The sequence below is a fragment of the Thioalkalivibrio sp. ARh3 genome (genome assembly GCF_000377265.1).
Classification (GTDB): domain Bacteria; phylum Pseudomonadota; class Gammaproteobacteria; order Ectothiorhodospirales; family Ectothiorhodospiraceae; genus Thioalkalivibrio; species Thioalkalivibrio thiocyanoxidans.
On the sequence record NZ_KB897949.1, the window covers coordinates 1 to 22,425 of the forward strand.

General features: G+C 62.8%; 16 protein-coding genes, 2 tRNA genes and 1 pseudogene. 11 read left to right on the forward strand and 8 right to left on the reverse strand.

Annotated elements, in window-relative coordinates:
- The 3 genes and pseudogenes from C995_RS14340 to C995_RS13580 all read left to right on the forward strand — a co-directional run.
- Positions 1-2,163 (forward strand): annotated as a pseudogene (locus C995_RS14340) (hypothetical protein); the annotation flags it as partial.
- A gap of 100 nt (positions 2,164-2,263) precedes the next feature.
- Positions 2,264-2,593 carry a hypothetical protein gene (locus tag C995_RS0106960; protein WP_018864237.1) on the forward strand — a complete coding sequence of 110 codons (330 nt, stop codon included), beginning with the start codon at positions 2,264-2,266 and terminating at the stop codon, positions 2,591-2,593.
- Positions 2,594-2,736: 143 nt separating this feature from the next.
- Positions 2,737-4,935 (forward strand): retention module-containing protein, encoded by a 2,199-nt coding sequence (locus tag C995_RS13580; protein WP_156015492.1) that lies wholly within the window; start codon positions 2,737-2,739, stop codon positions 4,933-4,935.
- 64 nt (positions 4,936-4,999) lie between these two features.
- On the opposite strand, the gene C995_RS0106970 is transcribed toward C995_RS13580, so the two are convergent.
- Positions 5,000-6,907 (reverse strand): LapD/MoxY N-terminal periplasmic domain-containing protein, encoded by a 1,908-nt coding sequence (locus C995_RS0106970; protein ID WP_018864239.1) that lies wholly within the window; start codon positions 6,905-6,907, stop codon positions 5,000-5,002.
- Between the two features lie 21 nt (positions 6,908-6,928).
- On the reverse strand, positions 6,929-7,594 hold the full coding sequence (locus tag C995_RS0106975; protein ID WP_026278995.1) for a transglutaminase-like cysteine peptidase: 666 nt from the start codon (positions 7,592-7,594) through the stop codon (positions 6,929-6,931).
- 403 nt (positions 7,595-7,997) lie between these two features.
- Here C995_RS0106975 and C995_RS0106980 point away from each other — a divergent pair, with 403 nt between their 5' ends.
- Positions 7,998-9,386, forward strand: a complete 1,389-nt coding sequence (locus C995_RS0106980) for a TolC family outer membrane protein (protein WP_018864241.1) — start codon at positions 7,998-8,000, stop codon at positions 9,384-9,386.
- A gap of 70 nt (positions 9,387-9,456) precedes the next feature.
- Here C995_RS0106980 and C995_RS0106985 read toward each other — a convergent pair.
- Positions 9,457-9,532: transfer RNA gene (locus tag C995_RS0106985), tRNA-Thr, on the reverse strand.
- 44 nt (positions 9,533-9,576) lie between these two features.
- A tRNA-Leu gene (locus C995_RS0106990) sits at positions 9,577-9,661 on the reverse strand.
- A gap of 101 nt (positions 9,662-9,762) precedes the next feature.
- Between C995_RS0106990 and queA the strand changes: the two genes are divergently transcribed.
- From queA to secF, 5 genes are all read left to right on the forward strand, one after another.
- Positions 9,763-10,830 carry a tRNA preQ1(34) S-adenosylmethionine ribosyltransferase-isomerase QueA gene (queA, locus tag C995_RS0106995; RefSeq protein WP_018864242.1) on the forward strand — a complete coding sequence of 356 codons (1,068 nt, stop codon included), beginning with the start codon at positions 9,763-9,765 and terminating at the stop codon, positions 10,828-10,830.
- Positions 10,820-11,935 (forward strand): tRNA guanosine(34) transglycosylase Tgt, encoded by a 1,116-nt coding sequence (gene tgt / locus C995_RS0107000; RefSeq protein WP_018864243.1) that lies wholly within the window; start codon positions 10,820-10,822, stop codon positions 11,933-11,935. Before queA ends, tgt begins: the two co-directional genes overlap by 11 nt.
- A 98-nt stretch (positions 11,936-12,033) precedes the next feature.
- A complete protein-coding gene (yajC, locus tag C995_RS0107005) occupies positions 12,034-12,363 on the forward strand; it encodes a preprotein translocase subunit YajC (protein ID WP_018864244.1) in 330 nt (109 codons plus the stop codon).
- A gap of 305 nt (positions 12,364-12,668) precedes the next feature.
- Positions 12,669-14,537: a protein translocase subunit SecD gene (gene secD, locus C995_RS0107010; protein WP_018864245.1), complete on the forward strand. Its 1,869-nt coding sequence runs from the start codon at positions 12,669-12,671 to the stop codon at positions 14,535-14,537.
- A gap of 16 nt (positions 14,538-14,553) precedes the next feature.
- A complete protein-coding gene (gene secF, locus C995_RS0107015) occupies positions 14,554-15,501 on the forward strand; it encodes a protein translocase subunit SecF (protein WP_018864246.1) in 948 nt (315 codons plus the stop codon).
- Positions 15,502-15,878: 377 nt separating this feature from the next.
- Here the strand turns inward: secF and C995_RS0107020 are convergent, their stop codons facing one another.
- The 4 genes from C995_RS0107020 to C995_RS0107035 are packed head-to-tail and all read right to left on the reverse strand — an operon-like array spanning position 15,879 to position 19,370.
- The gene (locus C995_RS0107020; RefSeq protein WP_018864247.1) at positions 15,879-16,397 is read right to left on the reverse strand and encodes a DUF302 domain-containing protein; all 519 of its coding nucleotides are present in this window, start codon (positions 16,395-16,397) and stop codon (positions 15,879-15,881) included.
- A 41-nt stretch (positions 16,398-16,438) separates the two neighbouring features.
- Positions 16,439-16,942 carry a C40 family peptidase gene (locus C995_RS0107025; protein WP_018864248.1) on the reverse strand — a complete coding sequence of 168 codons (504 nt, stop codon included), beginning with the start codon at positions 16,940-16,942 and terminating at the stop codon, positions 16,439-16,441.
- 43 nt (positions 16,943-16,985) lie between these two features.
- The gene (locus C995_RS0107030; RefSeq protein ID WP_018864249.1) at positions 16,986-17,759 is read right to left on the reverse strand and encodes a hypothetical protein; all 774 of its coding nucleotides are present in this window, start codon (positions 17,757-17,759) and stop codon (positions 16,986-16,988) included.
- Positions 17,760-17,810: 51 nt separating this feature from the next.
- Positions 17,811-19,370, reverse strand: coding sequence for a bifunctional aminoglycoside phosphotransferase/ATP-binding protein (locus C995_RS0107035; protein ID WP_018864250.1), 1,560 nt, complete (start codon positions 19,368-19,370; stop codon positions 17,811-17,813).
- Positions 19,371-19,522: 152 nt separating this feature from the next.
- Between C995_RS0107035 and mrcB the strand changes: the two genes are divergently transcribed.
- Positions 19,523-21,865, forward strand: a complete 2,343-nt coding sequence (gene mrcB, locus C995_RS0107040; protein WP_038070561.1) for a penicillin-binding protein 1B — start codon at positions 19,523-19,525, stop codon at positions 21,863-21,865.
- Positions 21,865-22,413: a tetratricopeptide repeat protein gene (locus tag C995_RS0107045; RefSeq protein ID WP_018864252.1), complete on the forward strand. Its 549-nt coding sequence runs from the start codon at positions 21,865-21,867 to the stop codon at positions 22,411-22,413. The genes mrcB and C995_RS0107045 overlap by 1 nt, the downstream gene beginning before the upstream one ends.
- The last annotated feature ends 12 nt before the right edge of the window (positions 22,414-22,425 follow it).

The window sequence follows — 22,425 nt, forward strand, 5'->3', positions numbered from 1 at the left end:
GTCTGGACGGCCACCTTCACGCCGGAGGATGAAGCGGAGCAGGGCAGTGTTGCGGTGCCGAATGAGAGCTACGCCGATGCCGCGGGCAACCTGGGTGGTCCCGGTGATGACAGCATTGAGATTGAATTGCCTGGACCCTCGATCGAGGGCCTAGAAGGTGATGAGGGTGCCTTTACGGTGGATGAGGCGAATCTGCCTGAAGGGACGAGCCCCGATGCGGAGGCGGTGTCGAAGTCGGGTACGTTTACGGTTACGGCGGCGGCGGGGATGAAGACGCTTGCCATTGCCGGGGTGTCTTGGGATCTCGAGGACTCGGAGGATCTGAATGCGCTTAATGGGGCAACGGAAGCGGACCCGCTGACGGTCGACACCAGCAAGGGCGTGCTGTCGATCACGGACTTCACGGACCATGAAAACGGCACCTACGAGGTGGATTATACCTACGAGCTGACCTCGCCGGCTGATCATAGTGATGCGACGGGCGAGCATCTTGATGGTCGTGACGCGCTGGAGAAGGATCCGATCCTGGTTGAGGTGACGGACAATGCTGACCGGTCGGACAGTGACGAGATTAATGTCACGATCGTGGATGATGTCCCCCTTGAATTCACCCCCGATATGGCGTCACTGGAAGATGGGTTTGGCGGAAGTCTCAATTTCGCGGGTTCCGCTGGCGCAGATGGTGTTGGCGACGTCGTTTTTTCGAGTGTTATTGAAGACGGTGATCTGGCCAGAGATAGGGAAGGCAATAAGCTGTATGTAGAAGGTGAAGAGCTCCGGCTGTATACAGATACGCAGGATGGTCGATCTCTGGAGGCACGTACCGAAAGTGGTTATGTTGGGTTTGAATTTAAGCTCATGCCAGAGACTGACGAATATGAGATATCGAACGTAAATGATGTTTATACTTTAGTTGAAAATCGGGTTGGCCTGGACGGTGTTTCGGGGGGGAATGAACCCTTGTACGCGCTGTCCTCGATAGACGAGGGGGCATCGGAGGCTATCTTAGTTTCGACATCCCAGGGCGATACGGTCAACACCAGCACCAATGGAATCGGAATTAGTCAAGGACAGTCCATTAGCGAGGGCGAGATCGCTCGATTCGATTTTGTGGATAACTTGGACGTAAATGCGGGTGCGAACTGGAGTAATAGCCTATCGGTAAATTCGTTCTCCCAAAAGGTCGGCACAAATGGAAGCGAAGTGAATCTTGAGATTCGAGCCTTCAAAGACGTTCAGGTGACAGAGGATGATGGTAGCGGTGGCCTACTTGATGAAGGTGTGGCGGTTGATCTGAGTGCGGACGATATTAAGGTTTTCGACGAAGAAGGTCAGGCCGTCACGATTGGGGGTGATAGTGGTGTTTCCATTTCTGTGGACGGCGATTTGGCTTTCATTGACGGATTGCAGGATGGTTGGAGCTATTCGATAACTAGCAGCGAGGCAATGCAGGCCTTTTCAGTCCAAGGTGGTTCAGGGACTGATAACTTCAGGCTTAAAGAAATCGATTTCAGTAGCCAGGATCAGTCTGTTGGTAACGGTGTTCAGTTGCCGATCGTGGGTACCGATGGGGATGGTGATTCGGTCGAAAGTGCACTGACCGCGTGGTTTATGTCGGTTGAAAACAGCGGGGAAATTGTTGTTGCAGACTCAAACGGCGAGACGATTTCTAGTGGGGATTCTGAGGAAAACGATCTAGTCGGTACTGACGGCAATGATATCCTCATCGGTGGTTTTGGAGACGACCTGCTTGATGGTGGCGCCGGAGACGACATGTTGATTGGGGGTGGCGGCAACAACACCCTCACCGGGGGCGCTGGCAACGATACGTTTATCTGGGTCGACGGATATCAAGGTGACGCTGGCTCACCTACAGAGGACGTGGTCACCGACTTTGGCATTGGTGAGAATGTCTTGGATGTCGCCGACCTGCTGGATGACGCGGATGAGGGCAACGTTGCCGATTTCATCGTTGCGAAAGAAGATGGTGACGATACTCTGCTGTACATCAGCTCTTCGGGAGGCCTGGAAAGTGATGGTAGCAATGCAGACCAGACTGTCCGCCTTGAAGGGAAGTCGTTCAGCGACTTTGGGGATGCTTCCAATTCGCAAGAAGTCATCGATCACTTGCTGAGCAATGATCAACTGAAGATTGATCATTAAGTGGTCGGATGAGGGGCCCCGCCGGTCGGAATCGGCGGGGCTTTCTCGTGTCTGAGGGTGTAGGCTGGAAGCTGGATTACTGGATGGCCGGGGGCCGCGTATGTACGTGAGACGGGATGCAGAAGGCCGGATCGACCTTGTGAGTCGCGACGCGAGTGCCGAGTGCACGGAGTTTGTCGCGGCCGATGCTCCAGAGTTGCTGGTTTTTCTCGGAGCGGATGAGGAAGAGCCAGTCCCTGCGGCGCTGCAGGCGTCCGATCTGGAGCTGATCCGTGTGCTGGAGGATCTGGTCGAGGTGCTCACCGACAAGGGCGTCATTCGGTTTACGGACCTGCCAGATGCGGCGCAGAAGAAGTTGTTGGGGCGCAAGGATCTCCGAGCATCGGCTACGCGCCTTAATCTGGTTGAGGATGACGAGGGCCTACTTTGACGGGTCGCATGCGATCATGGCGAAGTAGGAGGGAGGTCGTGCGGTTTCACGGTGAGGGCCGTAAGCGGCACGAGTGATTCGTGTAGGCAAACGATTGCCTATTTTGGCCGGGCGAGTAGAGCCGGCTCCTGGAGGGTAGTTAGATGGCGGTGAATGTAGTCGTGGCGACTGTGCAGGCATTGACCGGGACGGTGATTGCGCGCGATGCCGAAGGTAACTCGCGCGTGTTAGCGGTAGGCGATCCGGTATATGCAGGGGAGGAAGTAATCCCGTTAAAGGGCGCGACTGTGCAGCTTGAGGGCATGGATGGTGGATCGCTGTCGCTTGGGGAAGGTCAGCAGGCCCTGGTTGGCGAGGCGCTGGCCGAGAGCGGCCGTGCCGACAACCCCGACATCCCGACCGCAGAAGAGGTGATCGAGGCGCTGGAGCGAGGAGAGTCGCTGGATGCGCTGATTGCCCCGCCGGCTGCGGGTCTGGAAGGCGGCGACAGCGAGGGTGGCGGGTTCGTACGCGTGGCACGAATCAGCGAGCCCGTCGAACCGATCAACTACACCTTCCCGGTAAACGTCTTTGATCGCCCAGATGCGATGGGCGAGACCGTGGCGGTGCCAGGAGGCGAAACCGCCGAGCCAACCCCTCCGGTGACGGCGAACCCGACGCTAACGGTTTCGGTGTCCCTGGCAGCGGGGTATGGCTATGAAGATGCCAGCGAAGCGCAGGCCGGCGACGTGGTTTTCGACGTGTCGCACGTACTGGATCTGGATGGTCTGGACCCGGGGTTGGCGAGCGCCATTACCTACAGCATCGTGGGCGGTGATACCAGCTACCTGGCGCTGGGACAGGACGGTTCCGGCAACTGGGTGGTGGTGCTGACGGAACAGGGGGCGGAGGCTATCCGCAACGGGACGGTCGACGGCAACCAGCTCAGTGTCACGGTGGAAGGGACGGTTGTGCTGACGGGCATGGAGGATCTGGTGGCCACGGACGGTGCATTCGCACCTGTTCCGGAGCTTATTGTCGAGCCGCCGCCGGATGCGGACCCGACTCTGACGGTGACGGTGGTGGTCGCTGCGGATTACGGCTATGAGGAGGCGAGCGAGGCTGCGGCTGGCGACGTGGTTTTCGACGTGTCGCACGCGCTGGAGCTGGATGGTCTGGACCCGGCGTTGGCGAGTGCCATTACCTACAGCATCGTGGGCGGTGATACCAGCTACCTGGCGCTGGGACAGGACGGTTCCGGCAACTGGGTGGTGGTGCTGACGGAACAGGGGGCGGAGGCTGTCCGCAACGGGACGGTCGACGGCAACCAGCTCAGCGTCACGGTGGAAGGGACGGTTGTGCTGACGGGCCTGGACGACCTGGTGGCTTCGGACGGTGCATTCGCACCGGTTCCGGAGCTGATTGTCGAGCCGCCGCCGGAGCCGGACTTGTATGCGTGGGCGCACACAGTCGGGATTGGCTCAGAGCAAGGCACGATGGCTAATGCCAATAACCTGAAGGAAACCGATTCCAACAGTGCTGCAGTGTCGTATCGGGATGGTTTTTTCGCGGTTGACCATCAGGGCAATAACGAGCCGGACGCGATCGATCCGCGCGAGGCACTGCTTTTCGGTTTTGCCGAGTCCACATCTTCTGCGTCGTTCCAGATCGAGGGAACGCTGGGCGGTGGCACCTATATCCTCTATGGGGAAGATGGTGCTCCGTTGGGTGAAAGCCGCTCTCTGGCGGATGATGTCAATGCAGAAGGATTTCTGGAGATCACGGGGGAGCCCTTTTCGTATGTGGCCTTTCTCGGTGGCCGAGTTGGGACAGGGCAGGACCGCGTAGACAGTGAATTCAGTGTCAAACCGGTTGGACTGTCCGTGCAGGTGGGCGAAGGCGAAGATGCCGAGTTCTACCCCGCCACGGGTGGCGAGGAAGGTCTCGCTACTGCGGGTATCGGGGAAATGGCCGAGGCGGATGACTACGGGGCCAACTTCCTGACGGTGGATACGGATCAGGACATCTTCGTGATCTCCGAAGGGGGCCAGGGCACCGCGGATGATCCCGCCCGCTTTGTGATTCAGGGGTTCAGCCTGGACACGGATGCCTCCGGCGCCAGGATCACCCTGGGGGATCTGCTTTCGGCAGCGAGCCAGGAGACGCTGGATCAGTTCCTGTCGGCCGAGCCGCAGGGTGAGCACACCGTGCTGCATGTGAGCTCGTCGGGGACGATGGGCAGTGACAACGGTGGAGCCGACCATGCGATTACGCTGGAGGGAGTGAGCATGAACGGCTTTGACTCGTCCTGGGACTTCATCCAGACCCTGATCGAAAACGGCCATCTGACCATCGATCAATAACGCCGGCCAGGCTGGCTGTTTGAGACCCCGCCTTGGCAGGCGGGGCCTTTTTTGTGGGGAGTGCTCAGGCGTTCAGGGACTGTACGGCGCGGCCCGTGACGCCGTCGATCCCGAGTTCCATCAGGGACTTGATGTCGTCGGAGTTGTCGCAGCCTTCCGCGATGACCAGGATGCCGATGGAATGCGCGAGGGTGCACAGCCCACGGATCAGCGCCTGAGTCTCGGCGGAACGGTGGACACCCTGGATGAGCGAGGCCTGCAACTTCACGTAATGGAGTCCGTACGCGGTGAGGTCGTGCGAGCGGAAGGCCTCGGGGCCTGCGTGTTCCAGGCCGACCACAAAACCCGTTACACGGGCGACGCGACACAGGTCACGCAGCTCGGCCGGGTGGGCCAGTGCGCTTCGGGCCGGAAATTCCAGCCACAGGCGGCCGGCCACCTCGGGGTTTCCAGCCAGACGTGATTCGAGCCGTTGCCGAAAGTCGGTGTCGCGCAGACTGTCGACGGAGAGGTTGATGGCAAGACGCTCACCGGGGCTCTGCAGCTGCTCCAGGGCTTTGTCGAGTACGGCATCGTCCAGTTGGCGAATCAGGTCCAGGCGTACGGCCCAGGGCATGAAGTAGCCGGCCGGGCGCGATTCGCCATCGAGAATCAGACGCATCGGTGCTTCGTGATGCATTAATTCTTGATCGGCATCCATCACCGGGAACCGCGCTAGTTCCACGCCGTGGGTGGCCAGGGCGAGAGTGATTGCGGAGCGCCATTCGTTCTGGTTGGCGTGGGGCAGGACCGCGTGAGGTTCTTCGGCAATGGAGTCCCCCGGCTCCAGTTCCGCACGCGCAAGGGCCTGGTCCACGCGGCTCAGCACCTCTCCCGTGGTGTCGTCGGAGCGGTAGGGCGTCCCTGCCAGGTGGAGGGCCATGGCTCGCGGTGCCTGGCTGCCCAGTTCTGCGCGAATGGCCGTCAGCAGAGACTCGGCAAAGCGTCGGCTGTCGGTGATCCCGTCACCAAAGACTGCGATATCCGAACCCTTCAGCCGGCCGGCGGCTCCGTAGTCCGTGAGCGTGGCCTGTTGCTCGATGACCCCGGCAATACGCGCCAGTAGTTCGTCGAGGCTGGCATGTCCGAGTGCTTGATTGAGCTCGGGCAGGTCAGTGATACGCAAGAGAACAAAGCTTCCCGCGGATCCACTATGACGATTGTCGAGTGTCGCCTGGAAGCGATTCAGGAACGCCTCCCGGGTAAGAAGTCCCGTTACATCATCATGTTGCAGCCGGTTTTTGAGGCGTTCCAGTCGGCTTGACTCTTCCTGCAGCATCATCCGGACATGCTCGGTGAGCCGATTCATGGCCCGGACCAGTGCCCGGAACTCCCAGGTGCGGGGTTCAGGGGTGGTGACGAAGCGGCGTGCCCCGACCGCCTCGGCTTGCTCCACCACCTGGTTCAGCGGCCGTATCAGCCGCCCGAGCAGGAACGATCCAATCAGCCCGATGATCAGCAAGCCGCCGGCGAATATGGCGGTGAGCCGGAGTGTGCCGTCCCACAGGGCCTCGTAGGCGTAGTTCGTCTGACTCTCCACGATCAGCGTGCCGAATGAAGACCAGCCATCGGACACGTGCGCCACGCCGGGGCGCACGTTGAAGGCGAGGCGCTTCACAAACCAGTCGGGTACGCCCTGGGGTGGTTCGGGATTTCGCCGTTCGATCATGAGCTCGCCGGTGGGGTCCACCAGCCGAATGTGCCGGTAGTGCCCCGTGTCGAACTGCGAAGCGATCTGCAGCTCCACCGTGGTCTCATCCTTGGGCAGCTGGGAGAGCGACAGGGCCAGGGATGCGGCGTTGTCGATATTCTTGGTCAGCAGCTGCTGCGCCAGGTAGTTGCGGGCCGACAGGGTGCTCACCACGATGCTGACCAGCAGCGCCAGCAGCATGATGATGGCGACGGCGATCCAGAGTTGTTTTCTCAGCGTCATGGCTGGGCCCTCATTCCGGGGTCAGTTAATGGGTCGGGCGAGATCAAGGCCGTATTCGTCCAGCTGTTCCAGGACGCGGCGCCAGCGTGACAGGCGGGCGGTGGGGTCGGCGGCCGACTGTTCCTGTCCGTCGGGCCAGAGTCCCTCGCTGTTGAACGAGAAGATCGGCGTCAGGTCGTCGCGCTGGGAGGCGGTTTCGATTCGGGTAACCAGGTTGTCCAGCACCTGCGGTTCGTCACGCGGGTCGGTGAAATATCCCAGGACCATATGGGCCTGGCTCAGGTTGCTGTCCGGTCCGCCCAGACGGGCGCGCACGTAGAAGAGCCGCAGGCGTTCGTCGGGGATGCCCAGTTTGCGCAGGCTGACGTACTTCGCGATGGAGTAGTCCTCGCAGTCCCCCGCACCCTTGTCGAGGGCCTCCAGGGGCGTGGCCCAGAAGTCTTCCTTACCCCAGGTGACCTGGTCATCCTGGTAGAGCAGCTTGCGATTAAAAAACTCGTTCACCCGCGTGATCTGGGTCTGTTCGTCTTCATCGGCGAGGTCCTCCAGGAGTTCTCGCCAGCGCCGGACGCGCTCCGCCGTATCCGGTCCGTAGCGTTCGGCGGCCACCTGCTCGAGCTGGACAAGGTCGTCGAGACCGGCATGGCCGGAGCCCAGCATCCACGCCCCGGCACACAGCAAGAGCACAAGGCTCGCGTGCCGAATAAATCGGGCGGGATTGCGGGGCCAGATGCCAAGCACTAAGGCGTGCCCTCCGGTGGCTGAAAAATGTGCTACTCACCGAATGATGGGCTACGCCTGTCTGGAATGCCAGATACATTTATTGCTAGCGTAGACCTGTGTACGGATTCTCGCTTTACAAGGCGTTTGCTGTCCGTTATGTGACACAATTGATATTGATTGCGCAGGCATAGGCTTAGGCCTATCGTTCTCAGGTGTGAGGCGCGCATAAGCGGTTCGTCCGGGCGACAAGCGGATTCGACGAGTAGCGGCGCAAGCGTCCAGGTTTCTTGGGAGGACAACAATGATGAACGGAATGAGGCCCGCGGGCGGGAGAAGTGCTCTGCTCGCCCTGACGGCGGCTGTGGCGATGGTGGTGGGGGGATCGGCACAGGCCGAGGCCCCGGAACCGCTGCGTGATGCAGCGATGGAAGCGGTACTCTCCAACCCGGAGGTCCAGTCGCGTTGGCACGCCTTTCGCGCATCCGGTGAGGAACAGTCGGGCGCGCGCGGGCGCTTCCTGCCCGAGGTGGATCTGAACGCTCGCGCCGGCTATCAGCGCCAGCGCTCCAGCGATGATGATTTCAATTCGTTTTCGCGTAACCCGCGCGGTGTCGACGTTACGCTGACGCAGATGCTGTACGACGGTTTCGAGACGGCGAGCGAGGTAAAACGCCTGGGCGAGATCGAGCGGGTTCGCTACTTCGAATTGCGCGAGGCCACCGAGGAGATCGCACTCGAAGCGGTGCGGGCTTTCGCCGACGTGCAGCGTCAGCGCGCTTTGGTGGACCTGGCGCAGGAAAACTACGATGCGCACAAAGAGGTCTACGACCAGATCGTGGACCAGACCGAGCGCGGGGTCGGCCGCGGTGTCGATCTTGAGCAGGCCTCCGGCCGTCTGGCGCTGGCCGAGTCCAATCTCCTGACCGAGCGGCAGAATCTTCACGACGTGAATGCGCGGTACTACCGGGTCGTGGGGCAAATGCCCGGCGACGATCGCGTGGACCTTGTGGGTACGTTCTCCGACGAACCGATTCCCGGGACGGCTCAGGAGGCCTTGACCGAAGCCATCACCAAGAATCCGGCGATGTTCGCCTCGCTGCGGAACATGGAGGCGGCGCAGGAGCAGCGTAACGTCGCGCGCTCGGCCTTCCACCCCCGGGTGGATCTGCAGCTGCGTCATGCCTACGAGAACGACGTCCTGGAACGCGAGGATATCCGGATCCATGACACCTCGGCGATGGTGGTAATGACCTGGAATCTGTTCCGCGGCGGCACCGACCAGGCGCGGGTGCGCCAGTTTACCGAGGAGTTCAACCAGGCGCGCGACGAGCAGGAAGCGGTCTGCCGCAACGTGCGCCAGACGGTCTCGGTGGCCTACAACGACATTCGGTCGCTGGATAGCCAGCTGCGTTTCCTGCGCCAGCATCGCGACTCGTCCGACCGGGTGCGCACCGCGTATCGCCAGCAGTTCGGGATTGGCCAGCGCAGCCTCCTGGACCTGCTCGACACGGAAAACGAGCACTTCGAGGCGAGCCGGGCCTATGTGAATGCCCAGCACGACATGGAGATCGCCAAGGCGCGGGCGCTGAATGGGCTGGGTCGACTGCTTGAGTATCTCGAGATCTCGCGTGGCGACATGCCGACGGCTGCGGACCTCGGGCTAGTGGATGACGCCGCTCGGATCGACCCGGAAGCGGTGTGCCCCGCAGATGCCCCGGAGATGACTGAAGCACGGCACGACAGCATCTTCCGTTAATCGCTCCACGGGAATGCAGACAAGAAAAGGGCCAGCCACGTCGGCTGGCCCTTTTGCTGTGTACACAATATGGAGCCGGCGACAGGAGTCGAACCTGCGACCCTCTGATTACAAATCAGATGCTCTACCAGCTGAGCTACACCGGCCAGGTGCGCGGTTTCGGGCCCATCGCCAGGCCCGAAAAAAGAGGTGGTGCCGGGAGTGGGACTCGAACCCACAAGGCCGAAGCCAGCGCATTTTGAGTGCGCCGTGTATACCAATTCCACCATCCCGGCTTTCGAGGCGCTAGTGTAGCGCACGAGCGGGGTGTGGCAAGGGCGATCGCGTTTCGGCCGATCCGTAGTCGCGGGGGCGGCGCGTGGTAGGATCGCGCGCCATGCGTGTTTCCGATTTCGACTACGAGCTCCCACAGGAGTTGATTGCCCAGTATCCGCTGCCCGAGCGGGCCGGTTCTCGTCTGCTCGTGCTGGAGGAGGAGCAGCCGGAAGATGCCGCGTTTGGCGCGATCGAATCACTGCTGCGACCCGGTGACCTCCTGGTGCTGAATGACACCCGTGTGATCCCGGCGCGTGTGTTCGGGCAGAAGGAAAGCGGTGGTCAGGTCGAGGTGCTGGTGGAGCGTATCGAGTCCGCGTCACAGGCGTTGGCTCTGGTCCGTGCCAGTCGGGCGCCCAAACCCGGCACGCGTCTCCATCTGGCGGACGCTTTTTCCGTCGAGGTGGTGGATCGCCAAGGGCCGTTTTTTCGGCTGCGGCTGCTGGGCGAGTGCGACCTGCTTGCGTTGCTTAAACAGCACGGGCACATCCCGCTGCCGCCCTACATCGAGCGGGCGGACGAAGGCAGCGATGCCGAGCGTTACCAGACGGTATTCGCGCGCAGGGAGGGTGCGGTGGCGGCACCGACGGCCGGTCTCCATTTCGATGACGCACTGTTACAGCGTCTGCGTGCCCACGGGGTCGAGACCGCCACGGTGACGCTGCACGTCGGGGCGGGAACGTTTCAGCCGGTCAAGGTGGACGATACGGCCCGTCACGAGATGCACGCCGAGTGGCTGGAGGTGGGCCCGGAGGCCTGCGCGGCCGTGGCGGCCTGCAAGGCGCGCGGCGGGCGTGTGGTGGCTGTGGGAACGACCTGCGTGCGATCGCTCGAGACGGCCGCGGTCGGGGGTGAGTTGCAACCGTTTCAGGGCGAAACCCGGCTGTTTATCCAGCCCGGATATCGCTTTCGCGTGGTGGACCGGATGGTGACGAACTTTCACCTGCCGCAGAGCACCCTCCTGATGCTGGTGGCGGCCTTTGCGGGGTACCGGCGCATCCTGGATGCCTATGCCCACGCGGTGGCGAATCGCTATCGCTTTTTCAGCTACGGCGACGCCATGTGGCTGGCACCGGGCGATCCAGGGGATCTGCCGCCGAGTGTTCGGGAGGAACGCAATGGAGTTTGAACACCTGGGCCAGGATGGCGCGGCCCGTAGAGGGCGATTGCGCTTCCCGCGCGGGGAGGTCGAGACGCCAGCCTTCATGCCCGTGGGGACCTACGGGACGGTGAAGGCGATGACGCCGGAGGAACTGCGCGCGCTGGGGGCGCAAATCATCCTGGGCAATACGTTCCACCTGATGCTCCGGCCGGGTACCGAGGTGATTCGGGCACACGGTGACCTGCATGATTTCATGCACTGGGACGGGCCGATCCTGACCGATTCAGGCGGGTTTCAGGTCTTCTCGCTGGCCGAGATGCGCAGGATCAGCGAGGAGGGCGTGCGCTTCCAGTCGCCGGTGGATGGATCGCGCGTGTTGATGACACCAGAGTCCTCGATGCAGATCCAGCGAGAACTAGGCTCCGACATCGTGATGATTTTCGACGAGTGCACGCCGTATCCTGCAACCGAGAGTGAGGCACGTGCGTCGATGGAACTATCACTGCGCTGGGCAGTCCGATCCCGTGAGGCGCATAGCGACAATCCAGCTGCATTGTTCGGGATTGTGCAGGGCGGGATGTATCCCGCCCTGCGCCGCGAATCCGCTGCGGAGCTATGCGCGATTGGCTTTGACGGCTATGCGATTGGCGGGCTGTCGGTAGGGGAGCCGGAGGACGAACGCCTCGCAACCCTGGACGTGACCTTGCCATTGTTGCCCGAGGACCGGCCGCGCTACCTGATGGGAGTGGGGCGACCCGAGGACATCGTCGAGGCCGTGCGCCGCGGTGTCGACATGTTCGACTGTGTGATGCCCACCCGCAATGCACGTAACGGCTTTCTGTATACGCGCGAGGGGGTCTTGCGGATCCGCAATGCCCGTTTTCGCGACGACACGGGCCCGATCGATCCCGAGTGCCGGTGTTATACGTGCCGAAATTATTCAAGGGCCTACCTGAAGCATCTCGACAAATGCAACGAGATCCTGGGCTCGCGGTTGGCGACGACCCACAACCTGCATTACTACCAGGACCTGATGCGCGGGCTGCGTGAAGCGATTGCAGCCGGGGTCCTTCAGGAGTTTGTCTCCGATTTCTATGGTCGACGCGGCATGCAAGTGCCGCCTGTGCCATAATCCGCGCGGCAATTTTCGCGAGCCCGGTCACGGGTCTCGCGGGGGACGAGCGCTTGGCTCGGGCCCCTGACTGACTGGTTATACACGGGAGTGTTTCGATGGATTTTCTGATTTCTGCAGCGCATGCCCAGGAAGGCGGTGCCGCCGGTGGTGGCATGATCGAGTTCCTGATCATGATCCTGATCTTCTTCGCGATCATGTACTTCCTGATCATTCGCCCGCAGAGCAAGCGCGCGAAAGAGCATCGGTCGATGGTGGAGTCGCTGTCCAGGGGTGACGAAGTTGTCACCAACGGTGGCGTCGCCGGCACGATTACCGAGGTGGGCGAGAACTTCATCAAGGTGGATATCGCCAATGGCGTGAATGTGGCCGTACAGAAACAGTCGGTTCAACAGGTCATGCCCAAGGGCACCCTCAAGGACCTCTAAAGCCCAATAGGAAACACTGATCCATGTACACACTCGCGTTGGTACCCCAGGTTCTTCGAGACAAGGCGCGCCGTGCAGCGGGTAGTGGTTCTACCCGCAAGCGGCGCAACGCTGGATCGGGGAACTTGGGGTACCAACCCCACAAGCCACTCAATGCAGGGGCTCGGCCGCTTTTGCGCGCGCACGGCGTTGCGGCTCCCTTGTGCAGAATGACTGCACGGCAGTCGCCGCGCCTTGTTCGCACGCAAAAGCGACTCGAGCGCGAGCGTGTACATGGATCAGTGTTTCCTTAAGGGTCTTCGAATATGCGCAATTCCTTTCCGGCGTGGCTGTACGCCCTGATCGTTGTCGTGGTGGTGGGCGCGGGGCTCTATGCCGCGCCCAACCTGTTCCCGGAGGACCCGTCCGTCCAGGTCGGGAATCCGACCACTGGCGAGATCGATCAGAACATCCGTGAGCTGATGGGGACGATCCTCGGTGCCCAGGGCGTCACACCGCATACGCTCGAGGAACAGGACGACGGCCAGATTCTGTTGCGGTTCGCAACCACCGACGAACAGTCGACCGCGGCCGAGATCCTGCGCAATGCGCTGGATGACAATCATACCGTCGCGTTGAACATGGCCCCGGCGACGCCCAACTGGCTGCGCGCCATCCATGGCCAGCCGATGGCATTGGGACTCGATCTCCGCGGGGGCGTGCACTTCCTGTTTGAGGTGGACCTGGATGCGGTGATCGGCACGGCGATGGAACGTTATTCGAACGAACTGCGTGGGCGCCTGCGAGAGGAGCGCATGTCGTTCGACACCGTGGAACGCGATACTCGCGATCTGACGGTAATGTTCGAGAGCGAGGCCGAGCGCGACGAAGCCGAGAGCTGGCTGCAGCGTCAGTATCGCGACGAGCTGGTCTGGGAGTCGCGTGGCTCGGGTGACACGAGCCGGCTGGTGGCCACCCTGGATGACGACCACCTGACCGAGCTGCGTCGCCAGGCGTTGCAGCAGAACATCTCGACCCTGCGTTCGCGGGTCGACGAGCTTGGTGTGGCGGAACCGATCATCGCGCAACAGGGCGAGAACAGGATCGTCGTTCAGCTCCCGGGCGTGCAGGATACCGCGAGGGCGAAGGAGGTCCTCGGGGCGACCGCGACACTGGAATTCCGTCTGGTGTCGGAGAGCGGCGATCCGCGGGAGGCGGACGAGACCGGCCGGGCACCTTCGGGCACGCGGCTGTATCACGAGCGGGATGGAACACCGGTGCTTCTGCAGCGGCAGGTGATGCTGACCGGTGAGTACATTACCGATGCCTCTTCCGGGTTTGCCCAGGACACGGGCGGCCCGGCAGTGTTCATCAACCTGGACGGCCAGGGCGCGCGCATCTTCTCGCGGGTAACCGGCGACAATGTCGGGCGCCTGATGGCGACCGTGTTCATCGAAACCACTACCGAGACGGTGGAGGAAGATGGTGAGCAGGTCATGCGCACCTCGCGCAGCGAGGAAGTGATCAACGTCGCGCGGATCAACGAGCCGCTCGGTGCGCGCTTCCAGATCTCCGGGCTGGACAGCAGCCGCGAGGCCCGCAACCTGGCGCTGCTGCTGCGTGCGGGTGCGCTGGCAGCCCCGATGTCGATCGTTGAGGAACGCACCGTCGGCCCGAGCCTGGGGCAGGAGAACATCGACCGCGGCATGCAGTCGGTTGTCATCGGCTTCATCGCAGTGATGCTCTTCATGGTGCTGTACTACCGGGTGTTCGGTCTCATCGCGAACGTGGCACTGGCACTGAACCTGGTCTTCATCGTGTCCGTGCTGTCCATGCTGCAGGCGACCCTGACCTTGCCGGGCATTGCGGGGATCGTACTGACCGTGGGTATGGCGGTGGATGCCAACGTTCTGATCTTCGAGCGGATACGCGAAGAGCTTCGGAATGGGCTGTCACCGCAGGCCGCTATCGCCTCGGGGTATGACCGCGCGTTCACGACGATCGCGGATGCCAACGTCACTACGCTGATTGCGGCTTTGGTGCTGTTCCTGTTCGGGACCGGACCGATCAAGGGTTTTGCGATCACGTTGTCGATCGGGATCATCGCCTCGATGTTCACCGCGATCATCGTGACCCGCGCCATTGTCAACCTGACCTACGGGCGGCAGCGTCGGCTGAACCGCCTGGCCATCTGAGCGCCGGGAGACCTGCATGCTTCCGCATCTGAATTTCGCCGAATCGAATCTCGATTTTCTCGGCAAACGCAAATACGCGATCACGTTCTCGCTGATCCTCATCCTCATCTCCGTGGCTCTGCTGGCCACAAGGGGGCTGAATTTCGGGATCGACTTTACCGGCGGCACGCTGGTGGAGGTCGGGTATCCCGAGGCGGTCGAGCTGGACCCGATCCGCGACACGCTCGCCGAAGGCGGCTTTGCCGGTGCTCAGGTGCAGACCTTCGGCACTTCGCGCGATGTGCTGATCCGTCTGCCCCCGAGCGAGGATGACGACGATCCGGCCACGCTCTCCAACCGGGTGCTCAACGCCTTGCAGGACGGGGGGCCAGACGATCCGGATCTGAGACGTGTCGAGTTCGTGGGGCCTGCCGTGGGCGAGGAGCTGCGCGAGCAGGGCGGGCTTGCGATGATCTATGCCCTGGCGGGGATCCTGATTTACGTGGCGGTTCGGTTTGAGTGGCGGTTCTCGATTGGCTCGGTCCTCGCGCTGGTGCATGACGTGGTCATTACGCTCGGGATCTTCTCCCTGCTGCAGCTCGAATTTGATCTCGGGGTGCTTGCAGCCGTGCTCGCGGTCATTGGTTACTCATTGAATGACACTATCGTGGTCTACGACCGAATACGGGAGAACTTCCGCATATTGCGCAAGAAGGGTACCGAAGAGGTCATGAACATCGCAGTGAACAAGACACTGGCGCGTACGATCGTCACCAGTACGACGACCTTGCTGGTGCTGTTTTCTCTGGTGTTCCTTGGAGGGGCTGCATTGCAGAACTTCTCGATCGCGCTGATCATCGGCGTGATCGTGGGGACCTACTCGTCGATTTTCATTGCAGCCACCGCGGCTTTGTTGCTGGGCGTTGACCGCCAGGTGCTCCTGCCGGTGAAGAAGGAAGGTGCGGAGGAAGATCAGACGCCTTAGGGAATACATGATCCATGTACACGCTCGCTGCTTCGTCGCTTTTGCGTGCGAACAAGGCGCGGTGACCGCCGTGCAGTCATTCTGCACAAGGGAACCGAAACGCAGTTCCCACGCCTGTTTTTGATAACAACGGGCAGCCGAGCCCCTGCTTCAATGGCTTGTGGGGTTGGCACCCCAGGTTTTCCGAGACAAGGCGCGCCGTGCAGCGGGTAGTGGTTCTACCCGCAAGCGGTGCAACGCAGGATCGCGGAACCTGGGGTGCCAACGCGAGTTTGTACATGGATCAGTGTTTCCCTAGGCGGCGAACGCATAAAAGGCGGGTACAAAAAAGCCCGGCAAGCCTTTGGCTGCCGGGCTTTTTTGGCTCACGCTGACAATCAGAACGCGAGCGCTTCCTTGATAATGCGCTCGACCAGTTCGTTCACGTCGCGCAGGCTCTTTTTGGAGTCCTTTTCACCGACTTCGGGGACCGGCGAATAACCCATGTAGATGGTGCCGGGCTCGTCTGTCAGTTCGTAGATGGTGATCACGTAGGGGCAGAACACCATATTGTGGGGGTCCGCCTCCATGGTGGCTCGCGAATAGGTCGCACTGCAGAACTCCACTGATCGGCCTTCCAGATAGATGCCTTCGCCCCGTTCCTGATTCGCCGTGCGATCGAGCATGCTGGCGATGTGGCCGACATTGTTGACGACCATTCCCTCGGCGCTGATGGCCTCTTCAATCATTTCGAAGTAGTGATCGAAGTCGCCCTCTATCTTGAATATGACGCGCTCGTCGGTCTCCATCACGGTCTCATAGGCGCTGGCCGTGGCGCCCAGTGCCAGTCCGGCGCTCAGGGTGAGTGCGATGGCCGAACGGCGCAGCAGTTGGGTCAATTGGGAGAATGCCTTCATGGTTCCTTCCTCGTCATGGGTTCCAGGGGGCCAGGCCCCGTTTAGTCTGCTGGGTCGAAGAAATGGCCCGCGAATTGGATCCGTGGGGCCCAGTACGGATTGTCGAGGTCCTCGATGCGAACCTGTCCGCGCGAGCTGGGCGCATGGACGAATCGGCCTTCACCGACATAGACCCCGACGTGGTCGATTTGATTCCCGTTGATTGCGAAGAACACGACATCCCCCGGACTCGGGTCACCCTTGCGCTGTGTGGCGGACTGAGCCTGCTCGGAGGTGGTGCGGGGGACGTCGCTGCCGGCTTCGCGGTAGGCGCGCTGTACCAGTGCGGAACAGTCGAGACCGTTGGCGTCGGTGCCGCCGTAGCGATAGGGCGTATCGAGGTGCCCAAGTGCCGCCAGCACGACTTCCGAACGCTTCAGCTCCGCTTCCGGCGCCAGGCTCATGGGGCCCTCGGCAACCCGGGGTTCCGGCTCGGTCTTGAGGGGTTCCGGTGCCGGGCCGCGCGGCTCCGGGCCGGCCGCGCAGCCGACGAGGGCGAGCACCATCCCGATACAGGCGAACCCGTAGTCGATCCGGGCCGCTACCGGGCTAGAACATCTCGGTTTCTTCATAGCTTTCCGGTACCTGGAACAGTGCCTCGCTCAGGGAATCGGTCGACAGGCCCGCGAGCCGGGTCGTGACGCCGTCGTGCTCGCGGACTTCAAGAGGAACCCCCTCCACGCGCGGGAGCAGCGACGCCCCCATCTGGGAGGCCATGGGGCCCCCGGCCTCAAGCGCGCGGAGCGACAGCTCGTAGAGCCGGTCCATCAGGGCCCCGAGGGTCTGGAAGTCGGAGTCCTCAAGGCCCAGAGACTGCGCGTCGGCGACGCAGACGGTGCTCTGGGGCTGGTCGTCGATCAGCACGTCGATCTCGCGGCAGACAAACTCTCCGATCTCGCGCTCTTCGCCGGTCTCGCGCGTGCGGATTTCGGCCTCGAAACCCTCTGGGCCGATGCCCAGTTGCTGCTTGAGCTGCTCGCGAACGTCGGGGGGGAGCTGCTCCATCTGGCGGCGAAGGTCGCTGACCATGTCCGTCATCGCCTGGATCTGCTGATCCATTACCTCGCGCGTGAGCGGCAGATAGGTCTGCTCGTCGTCGTCCACCACGGTCAACTGGTCATTGCGTGCGTCGAACAGCATGTACCCGGTGGTCCCGCTGATCGCCTCGTTCAGCTCCATGCGGATCATGTGATCGCGTACGAGGATCTGGCTCTCGAGGCCTTCATCGTCGATGTAATGCAGGACGGCGTCGGCCTGGGCAGGCAGGGCCGCTGCCAGCAAGAGGAGCCAGGCGGCCGGGAATAGGGCGAGCGTACGGGACATGGGCATTCGCAGGTGTTGAGCCAGGCGCTATTGTGGCATGGAAGCCGGTGGTCAGGCGGGAACCGGCTGCAGGAGCTGGTGTGCCAGGGCGTCGGTGTCCAGCGGCTGCTCCGGGGCGACTTCCACGACGCCCTCGGCACTGGTCGGCCATTCCTGCTGCGGACGTTGCTGTTGCATCACCTGGTAGTCCGCGTCGGATGCGTCCTGACCGGCGGCCGCGCGCTGCTCCAGGCGCTCCTGCAAGACCCTTTCGCTGGCATGGCAGGCGACAACGGCGAAGCCCGCCTGGTGGCGGGCGGCCAGCTTCTGGAACGGTGCCCGCTGGGCGCGCGTGAGGAAGGTGGCGTCGACGATGACCGTGTGCCCGAGTGAAAGCAGGTCGTCCGCGCGCTGGCGCAGACGGTCGTAGATCTGGCCGCGGGCCTCCTCGCTGTAGGAGACGTCGTCCCCCAGGCGCTTGCGCTCGATGTCGGAGCGCAGACGCAACGCCCCGAGTGCCTCGATGACCTGCGTGCTGATCACGGTCTTGCCGCTGCCCGACACGCCGTGCATCAGTACCAGCCGGGGGGTGCCGGGCTCGGTCAGGCGTTCGGCCAGTGCCAGGTAGCGTCCCATCTCGGCGCGGTGAGCGGCCTGTTCGTCCGATGGGAGATGGGACTCCTGGGCGTGGATGCCCTGCACCTTGGCGCGAATGAGTGCCCGGTAGACCTGGTAGAGGGGCAGCAGGGTAAGGCCGGCGATGTCGTCGCGGCCGTCCAGATAGGCATTCAGCAGGCGCCAGGCATGGGCCCGGGTCTTACGTGACAAGAGATCCATCGTCGTGAACGCGATCTCGGAGATTACGTCGATCCAGCGCAACTCGGGATCGAACTCGATGGCATCGAACGCCGCCAGGGTTTCGCCTTTTTCGTCGTCGATGTAGACGATGTTGCCCAGGTGCAGGTCGCCATGTCCGTGACGGATAAAGCCCTCGCGGTGACGCGATTCGAGAAGAGGCCCGAGTCGTTCAATCTCGCGCCGGGTCCAGTTCTCCAGCGCCTTCAGCCGGGCCCGGTCAGCCTCGCCACGGATCGCTTCGCCAAGGGCCGGGAAGTTGTCCAGCATGGGCTGGGTCGCCGCTTCGGGGGTGCCATGCGGCGAGTCGGCGCCTGCCCGCTCGGTACGCTCATGAAAGGCGGCGATGTACTGGCCGAGGTCATCCATGGCCGAGGTGGGAAGCTGATCCTTGTCCAGCAGGTTGTCTAGTTGCTTGCGGCGATCAAAACGACGCATGCATACCGCGTAATCCAGTATCGGGCCTTCGCCGTTGATGCGAGGAGCCGCGGGGTCGCCGTTCAGGGTCACGACGTCGAGATAGATCTGGGGCGCGAGGCGGCGATTCACCTCCAGCTCGGTCTGGCAGTAGTACTCGCGCGCTTCCAGGGTGGAGAAATCCAGAAACCCCAGGGCCAGCGGCTTCTTGAACTTGTAGGCCCGGTCGCCCGCGAGGATGACCGTCGAAATGTGGGTGTCGATCCGCAGGATCTGATCGCCTTGAGGGGGCGAATCCGGAAACCCGACTGTGTCAATCAGGGCCTGCAGTCGTTGTTGTTGTTCGTCCAGCGCGCTCATCACGCCTCCGTGGGATTGGCAACTCGCGATCGGGTGGACGGCTTTTGTGCCGATTCGTTCCCGGAAACACGGCCTTCGCGGCATGTCCGCGGTTCCGGGTCAGGTTAACATTGGGGCCATTCCTGTTCCTGGCCGCTGTTAGCACATACCCGATGCCCCGAAAACGTACTGCCCGTTCCCGCCGAGGTTCCCCATCTGGAGGCCTGCGCCGTTTCTTCGGTGCCGGGGCGTGGCTGCTTGCCGGGCTCTTGTTGGCCGGTATCGGGGTCGGGGCGGTGTACGTGGTCTCGCTGGACCAGGAGATCCGCGAGCGTTTCGAGGGGCAACGCTGGGCGTTGCCAGCCCGAGTCTATGCGCGCCCGCTGGAGCTCTACGACGGACGGGTGCTCACGCCGCAGGCGCTGGAAACCGAACTCGAGGCGTTGAACTACCGTAGTAGCGCCGAGGGCAGTGGGCCTGGCGAATACCGCGTAGACGGAAACCGGGTCTCGTTCACTACCCGACCCTTCACCTTCGGTGACGGGCCGGAGCCCGCCCATTCGGTCCGAGTGGACTTCGGCGATGGACGGGTCCAGTCCATCCGCGAGCAAGGGAACGACGAGCGGGTGGACCTGATGCGCGTCGAGCCCTTGCTGATTGGGAGCATCTATCCGACCCATGGCCAGGATCGCATCCTGGTCTCGATCGACGAGGTGCCGCGCGAACTGATTGGTGCGCTGCTTGCGATCGAGGACCGGCGCTTCATGTCGCACCGTGGGGTGGACCCGGCGGGGATTGCCCGGGCCGCCATGGCGAACCTGCGGGCGGGCCGGACGGTCCAGGGTGGCAGCACGCTGACACAGCAGCTGGTCAAGAACTTCTACCTCACAAGGGACCAGACGCTGGCGCGCAAGGCCAACGAGGCGGTTATGGCCCTGTTGCTGGAGCGCCGCTATTCCAAGCGGGAGATCCTCGAGGCCTATCTCAATGAGGTGTATCTGGGACAGGCTGGCGAGCGCGCCATCCACGGCTTCGGTCAGGCCTCGCAGTTCTACTACCAGCGCCCCCTGAACGAGCTGCGCCTGGATCAGCTGGCGCTGCTGGTGGGGCTCGCCCGTGGTGCGAGTTACTACGATCCGCGCCGCCACCCCCAGCGTGCCAAGGCGCGCCGCGATCAGGTGCTGCGGGCGATGCTGGAGACCGGCCTGGCCGATGCCGAACAGGTCGAGGCCGCGCTGGATACGGAACTGGATGTATCCCCCGTTGTGCCTCGGGGGCGGAGCCGTTTCCCGGCGTTTCTCGACATGGTGCGTCGCGAGCTTCGCGCCGACTACGCGGACGAGGATCTGCGCAGCGAGGGGCTCCGGATCTTCACCACGATGGACCCGGTCGTGCAGCTGACCCTGGAAGAACGCCTGGAAGCGGGCGTGGATCGTGTGATCGAACAGCGCGGCTCCAGGCTGGATGGACTGCAGGCCGCCGGGGTCGTGACTGATCCGCAGGCGGGTGAGGTGCTGGCCGTTGTGGGGGACCGGAATCCGCAGTATCCGGGCTACAACCGGGCGGTGGAGGCGCAGCGCCAGGTGGGGTCGGTACTCAAGCCATTCGTCTATCTGGCGGCGCTCACGCAGCCCGGGCGCTATACGCTTGCGACCGTGCTCGATGACAGCCCGATGACCGTCCAGCTGCCGCATGGCGAGCCCTGGACGCCACGCAATTTCGATCGCGAACACCGGGGCGAAGTAACGGCATGGGAGGCGCTGGTACAGTCCTACAACGTCGCCACGGTCCGGCTGGCCGAAGAGATCGGCATTTCGCAGCTGATTGATGTGCTGCAGACGCTTGGCCTGCAGCGCACGCCGGCACCGCTGCCCTCGCTGGCCCTCGGCGCGATCGAGTTGTCGCCGCTGCAGGTGGCCGGGCTGTATCAGGCGCTGGCCAACGGGGGCTATGCGACCGGCACCCGTGCGATCCGCGATGTCCTCGATCTCGAGGACGAGGTCCTGTCTCACTATGGTCTGGAACTGCGAGGGGCCGTACCCGATGGCGCGGTCAGCCTGCTGACCCACGCCCTCCATGATGTGACCACGGAGGGTACCGGGCGGCAGATCGCCCAGCGTCTCCCGGGACAAGTGGTCGCCGGCAAGACCGGTACCACGAACAACTTCCGCGACAGCTGGTTTGCCGGCTTCGATGATCGTTACGTCACGGTGGTCTGGCTGGGCATGGACGACAATGAAGCGACGGGCCTGACTGGCGGGGCGGCTGCAGCACCCATCTGGGCCGACGTGATGGCCGGTCTGGGTGTCCAGTCGCTACGGCTCGATCATCATCCCGAGGTTGCCTACCAGGAGGTTGACCTGAAGTCCGGTCTCCGTGTGGAAGAGGAGGATCATGCCTGCGAGGCGGTGAAAGCACTCCCGTTCTGGCAGAATTCCATTCCCGAGGGCCGTGCCGACTGCGACACGGGCTATGCCCCGGACGAACGAGGCTTTTTCGAGAGACTGTTCCGTTGATGACCTTTATGCCCACCATGCGCCTGAGCCCGTGGCTTCGGCCCCAGCCGTTCGCTGCATTGCTGGCTGCGATGTTTCTGGCTGCCTGTGCGGTGCCGGAAACACGGGCACCGGCGCCGGAGCAGCCCCCGGCAGCCGAGGCACCCGAGCCGGAGCCGATCCCGCACGAGGATGCGCGGGAGCCCGAGCCTGCTGCGGAGCCGGAGGCCACGCCGTCGGCCGCGCTGGCCCTGGCCGAGCAGGCGGAAGGCTCGCGCAGCGAGGGCAACCTCGAGCGCGCTACCCAGCAGCTGGAACGTGCCCTGCGGATTGCCCCGCGCGATGCCGCGTTGTGGCACCAGATGGCCCGCATCCGGCTGGAGCAGGGCAATTACCCCCAGGCGGACCGTCTGGCCGGGCGCTCGCTGCAGCTGGGCGGCGAACGGGATCGCTCCCTTGCTCTGGAAAACTGGCGGGTGATCTGGGCCGCGCGCGAGGCGATGGGTGACGAAGAAGGCGCTCGGGAGGCCCAGGAGGCCATTCAGAGGCTGGAAACCGGCGTTGTCTGAGTTCGCTGAATC

Coding starts and splice junctions, on each gene's coding strand:
- C995_RS0107045 (WP_018864252.1), top strand. CDS start 21,865: ATGACCTTTATGCCCACCATGCGCCTGAGCCCGTGGCTTCGGCCCCAG.
- C995_RS0106970 (WP_018864239.1), bottom strand. CDS start 6,907: ATGACGCTGAGAAAACAACTCTGGATCGCCGTCGCCATCATCATGCTG.
- queA (WP_018864242.1), top strand. CDS start 9,763: ATGCGTGTTTCCGATTTCGACTACGAGCTCCCACAGGAGTTGATTGCC.
- C995_RS0107025 (WP_018864248.1), bottom strand. CDS start 16,942: ATGGTGCTCGCCCTCGTCGGCTGCGCGGCCGGCCCGGAGCCGCGCGGC.
- C995_RS0106980 (WP_018864241.1), top strand. CDS start 7,998: ATGGTGGTGGGGGGATCGGCACAGGCCGAGGCCCCGGAACCGCTGCGT.
- C995_RS13580 (WP_156015492.1), top strand. CDS start 2,737: ATGGCGGTGAATGTAGTCGTGGCGACTGTGCAGGCATTGACCGGGACG.
- yajC (WP_018864244.1), top strand. CDS start 12,034: ATGGATTTTCTGATTTCTGCAGCGCATGCCCAGGAAGGCGGTGCCGCC.
- secD (WP_018864245.1), top strand. CDS start 12,669: ATGCGCAATTCCTTTCCGGCGTGGCTGTACGCCCTGATCGTTGTCGTG.
- secF (WP_018864246.1), top strand. CDS start 14,554: ATGCTTCCGCATCTGAATTTCGCCGAATCGAATCTCGATTTTCTCGGC.
- C995_RS0107035 (WP_018864250.1), bottom strand. CDS start 19,370: ATGAGCGCGCTGGACGAACAACAACAACGACTGCAGGCCCTGATTGAC.
- C995_RS0107030 (WP_018864249.1), bottom strand. CDS start 17,759: ATGTCCCGTACGCTCGCCCTATTCCCGGCCGCCTGGCTCCTCTTGCTG.
- mrcB (WP_038070561.1), top strand. CDS start 19,523: ATGCCCCGAAAACGTACTGCCCGTTCCCGCCGAGGTTCCCCATCTGGA.
- tgt (WP_018864243.1), top strand. CDS start 10,820: ATGGAGTTTGAACACCTGGGCCAGGATGGCGCGGCCCGTAGAGGGCGA.
- C995_RS0107020 (WP_018864247.1), bottom strand. CDS start 16,397: ATGAAGGCATTCTCCCAATTGACCCAACTGCTGCGCCGTTCGGCCATC.
- C995_RS0106960 (WP_018864237.1), top strand. CDS start 2,264: ATGTACGTGAGACGGGATGCAGAAGGCCGGATCGACCTTGTGAGTCGC.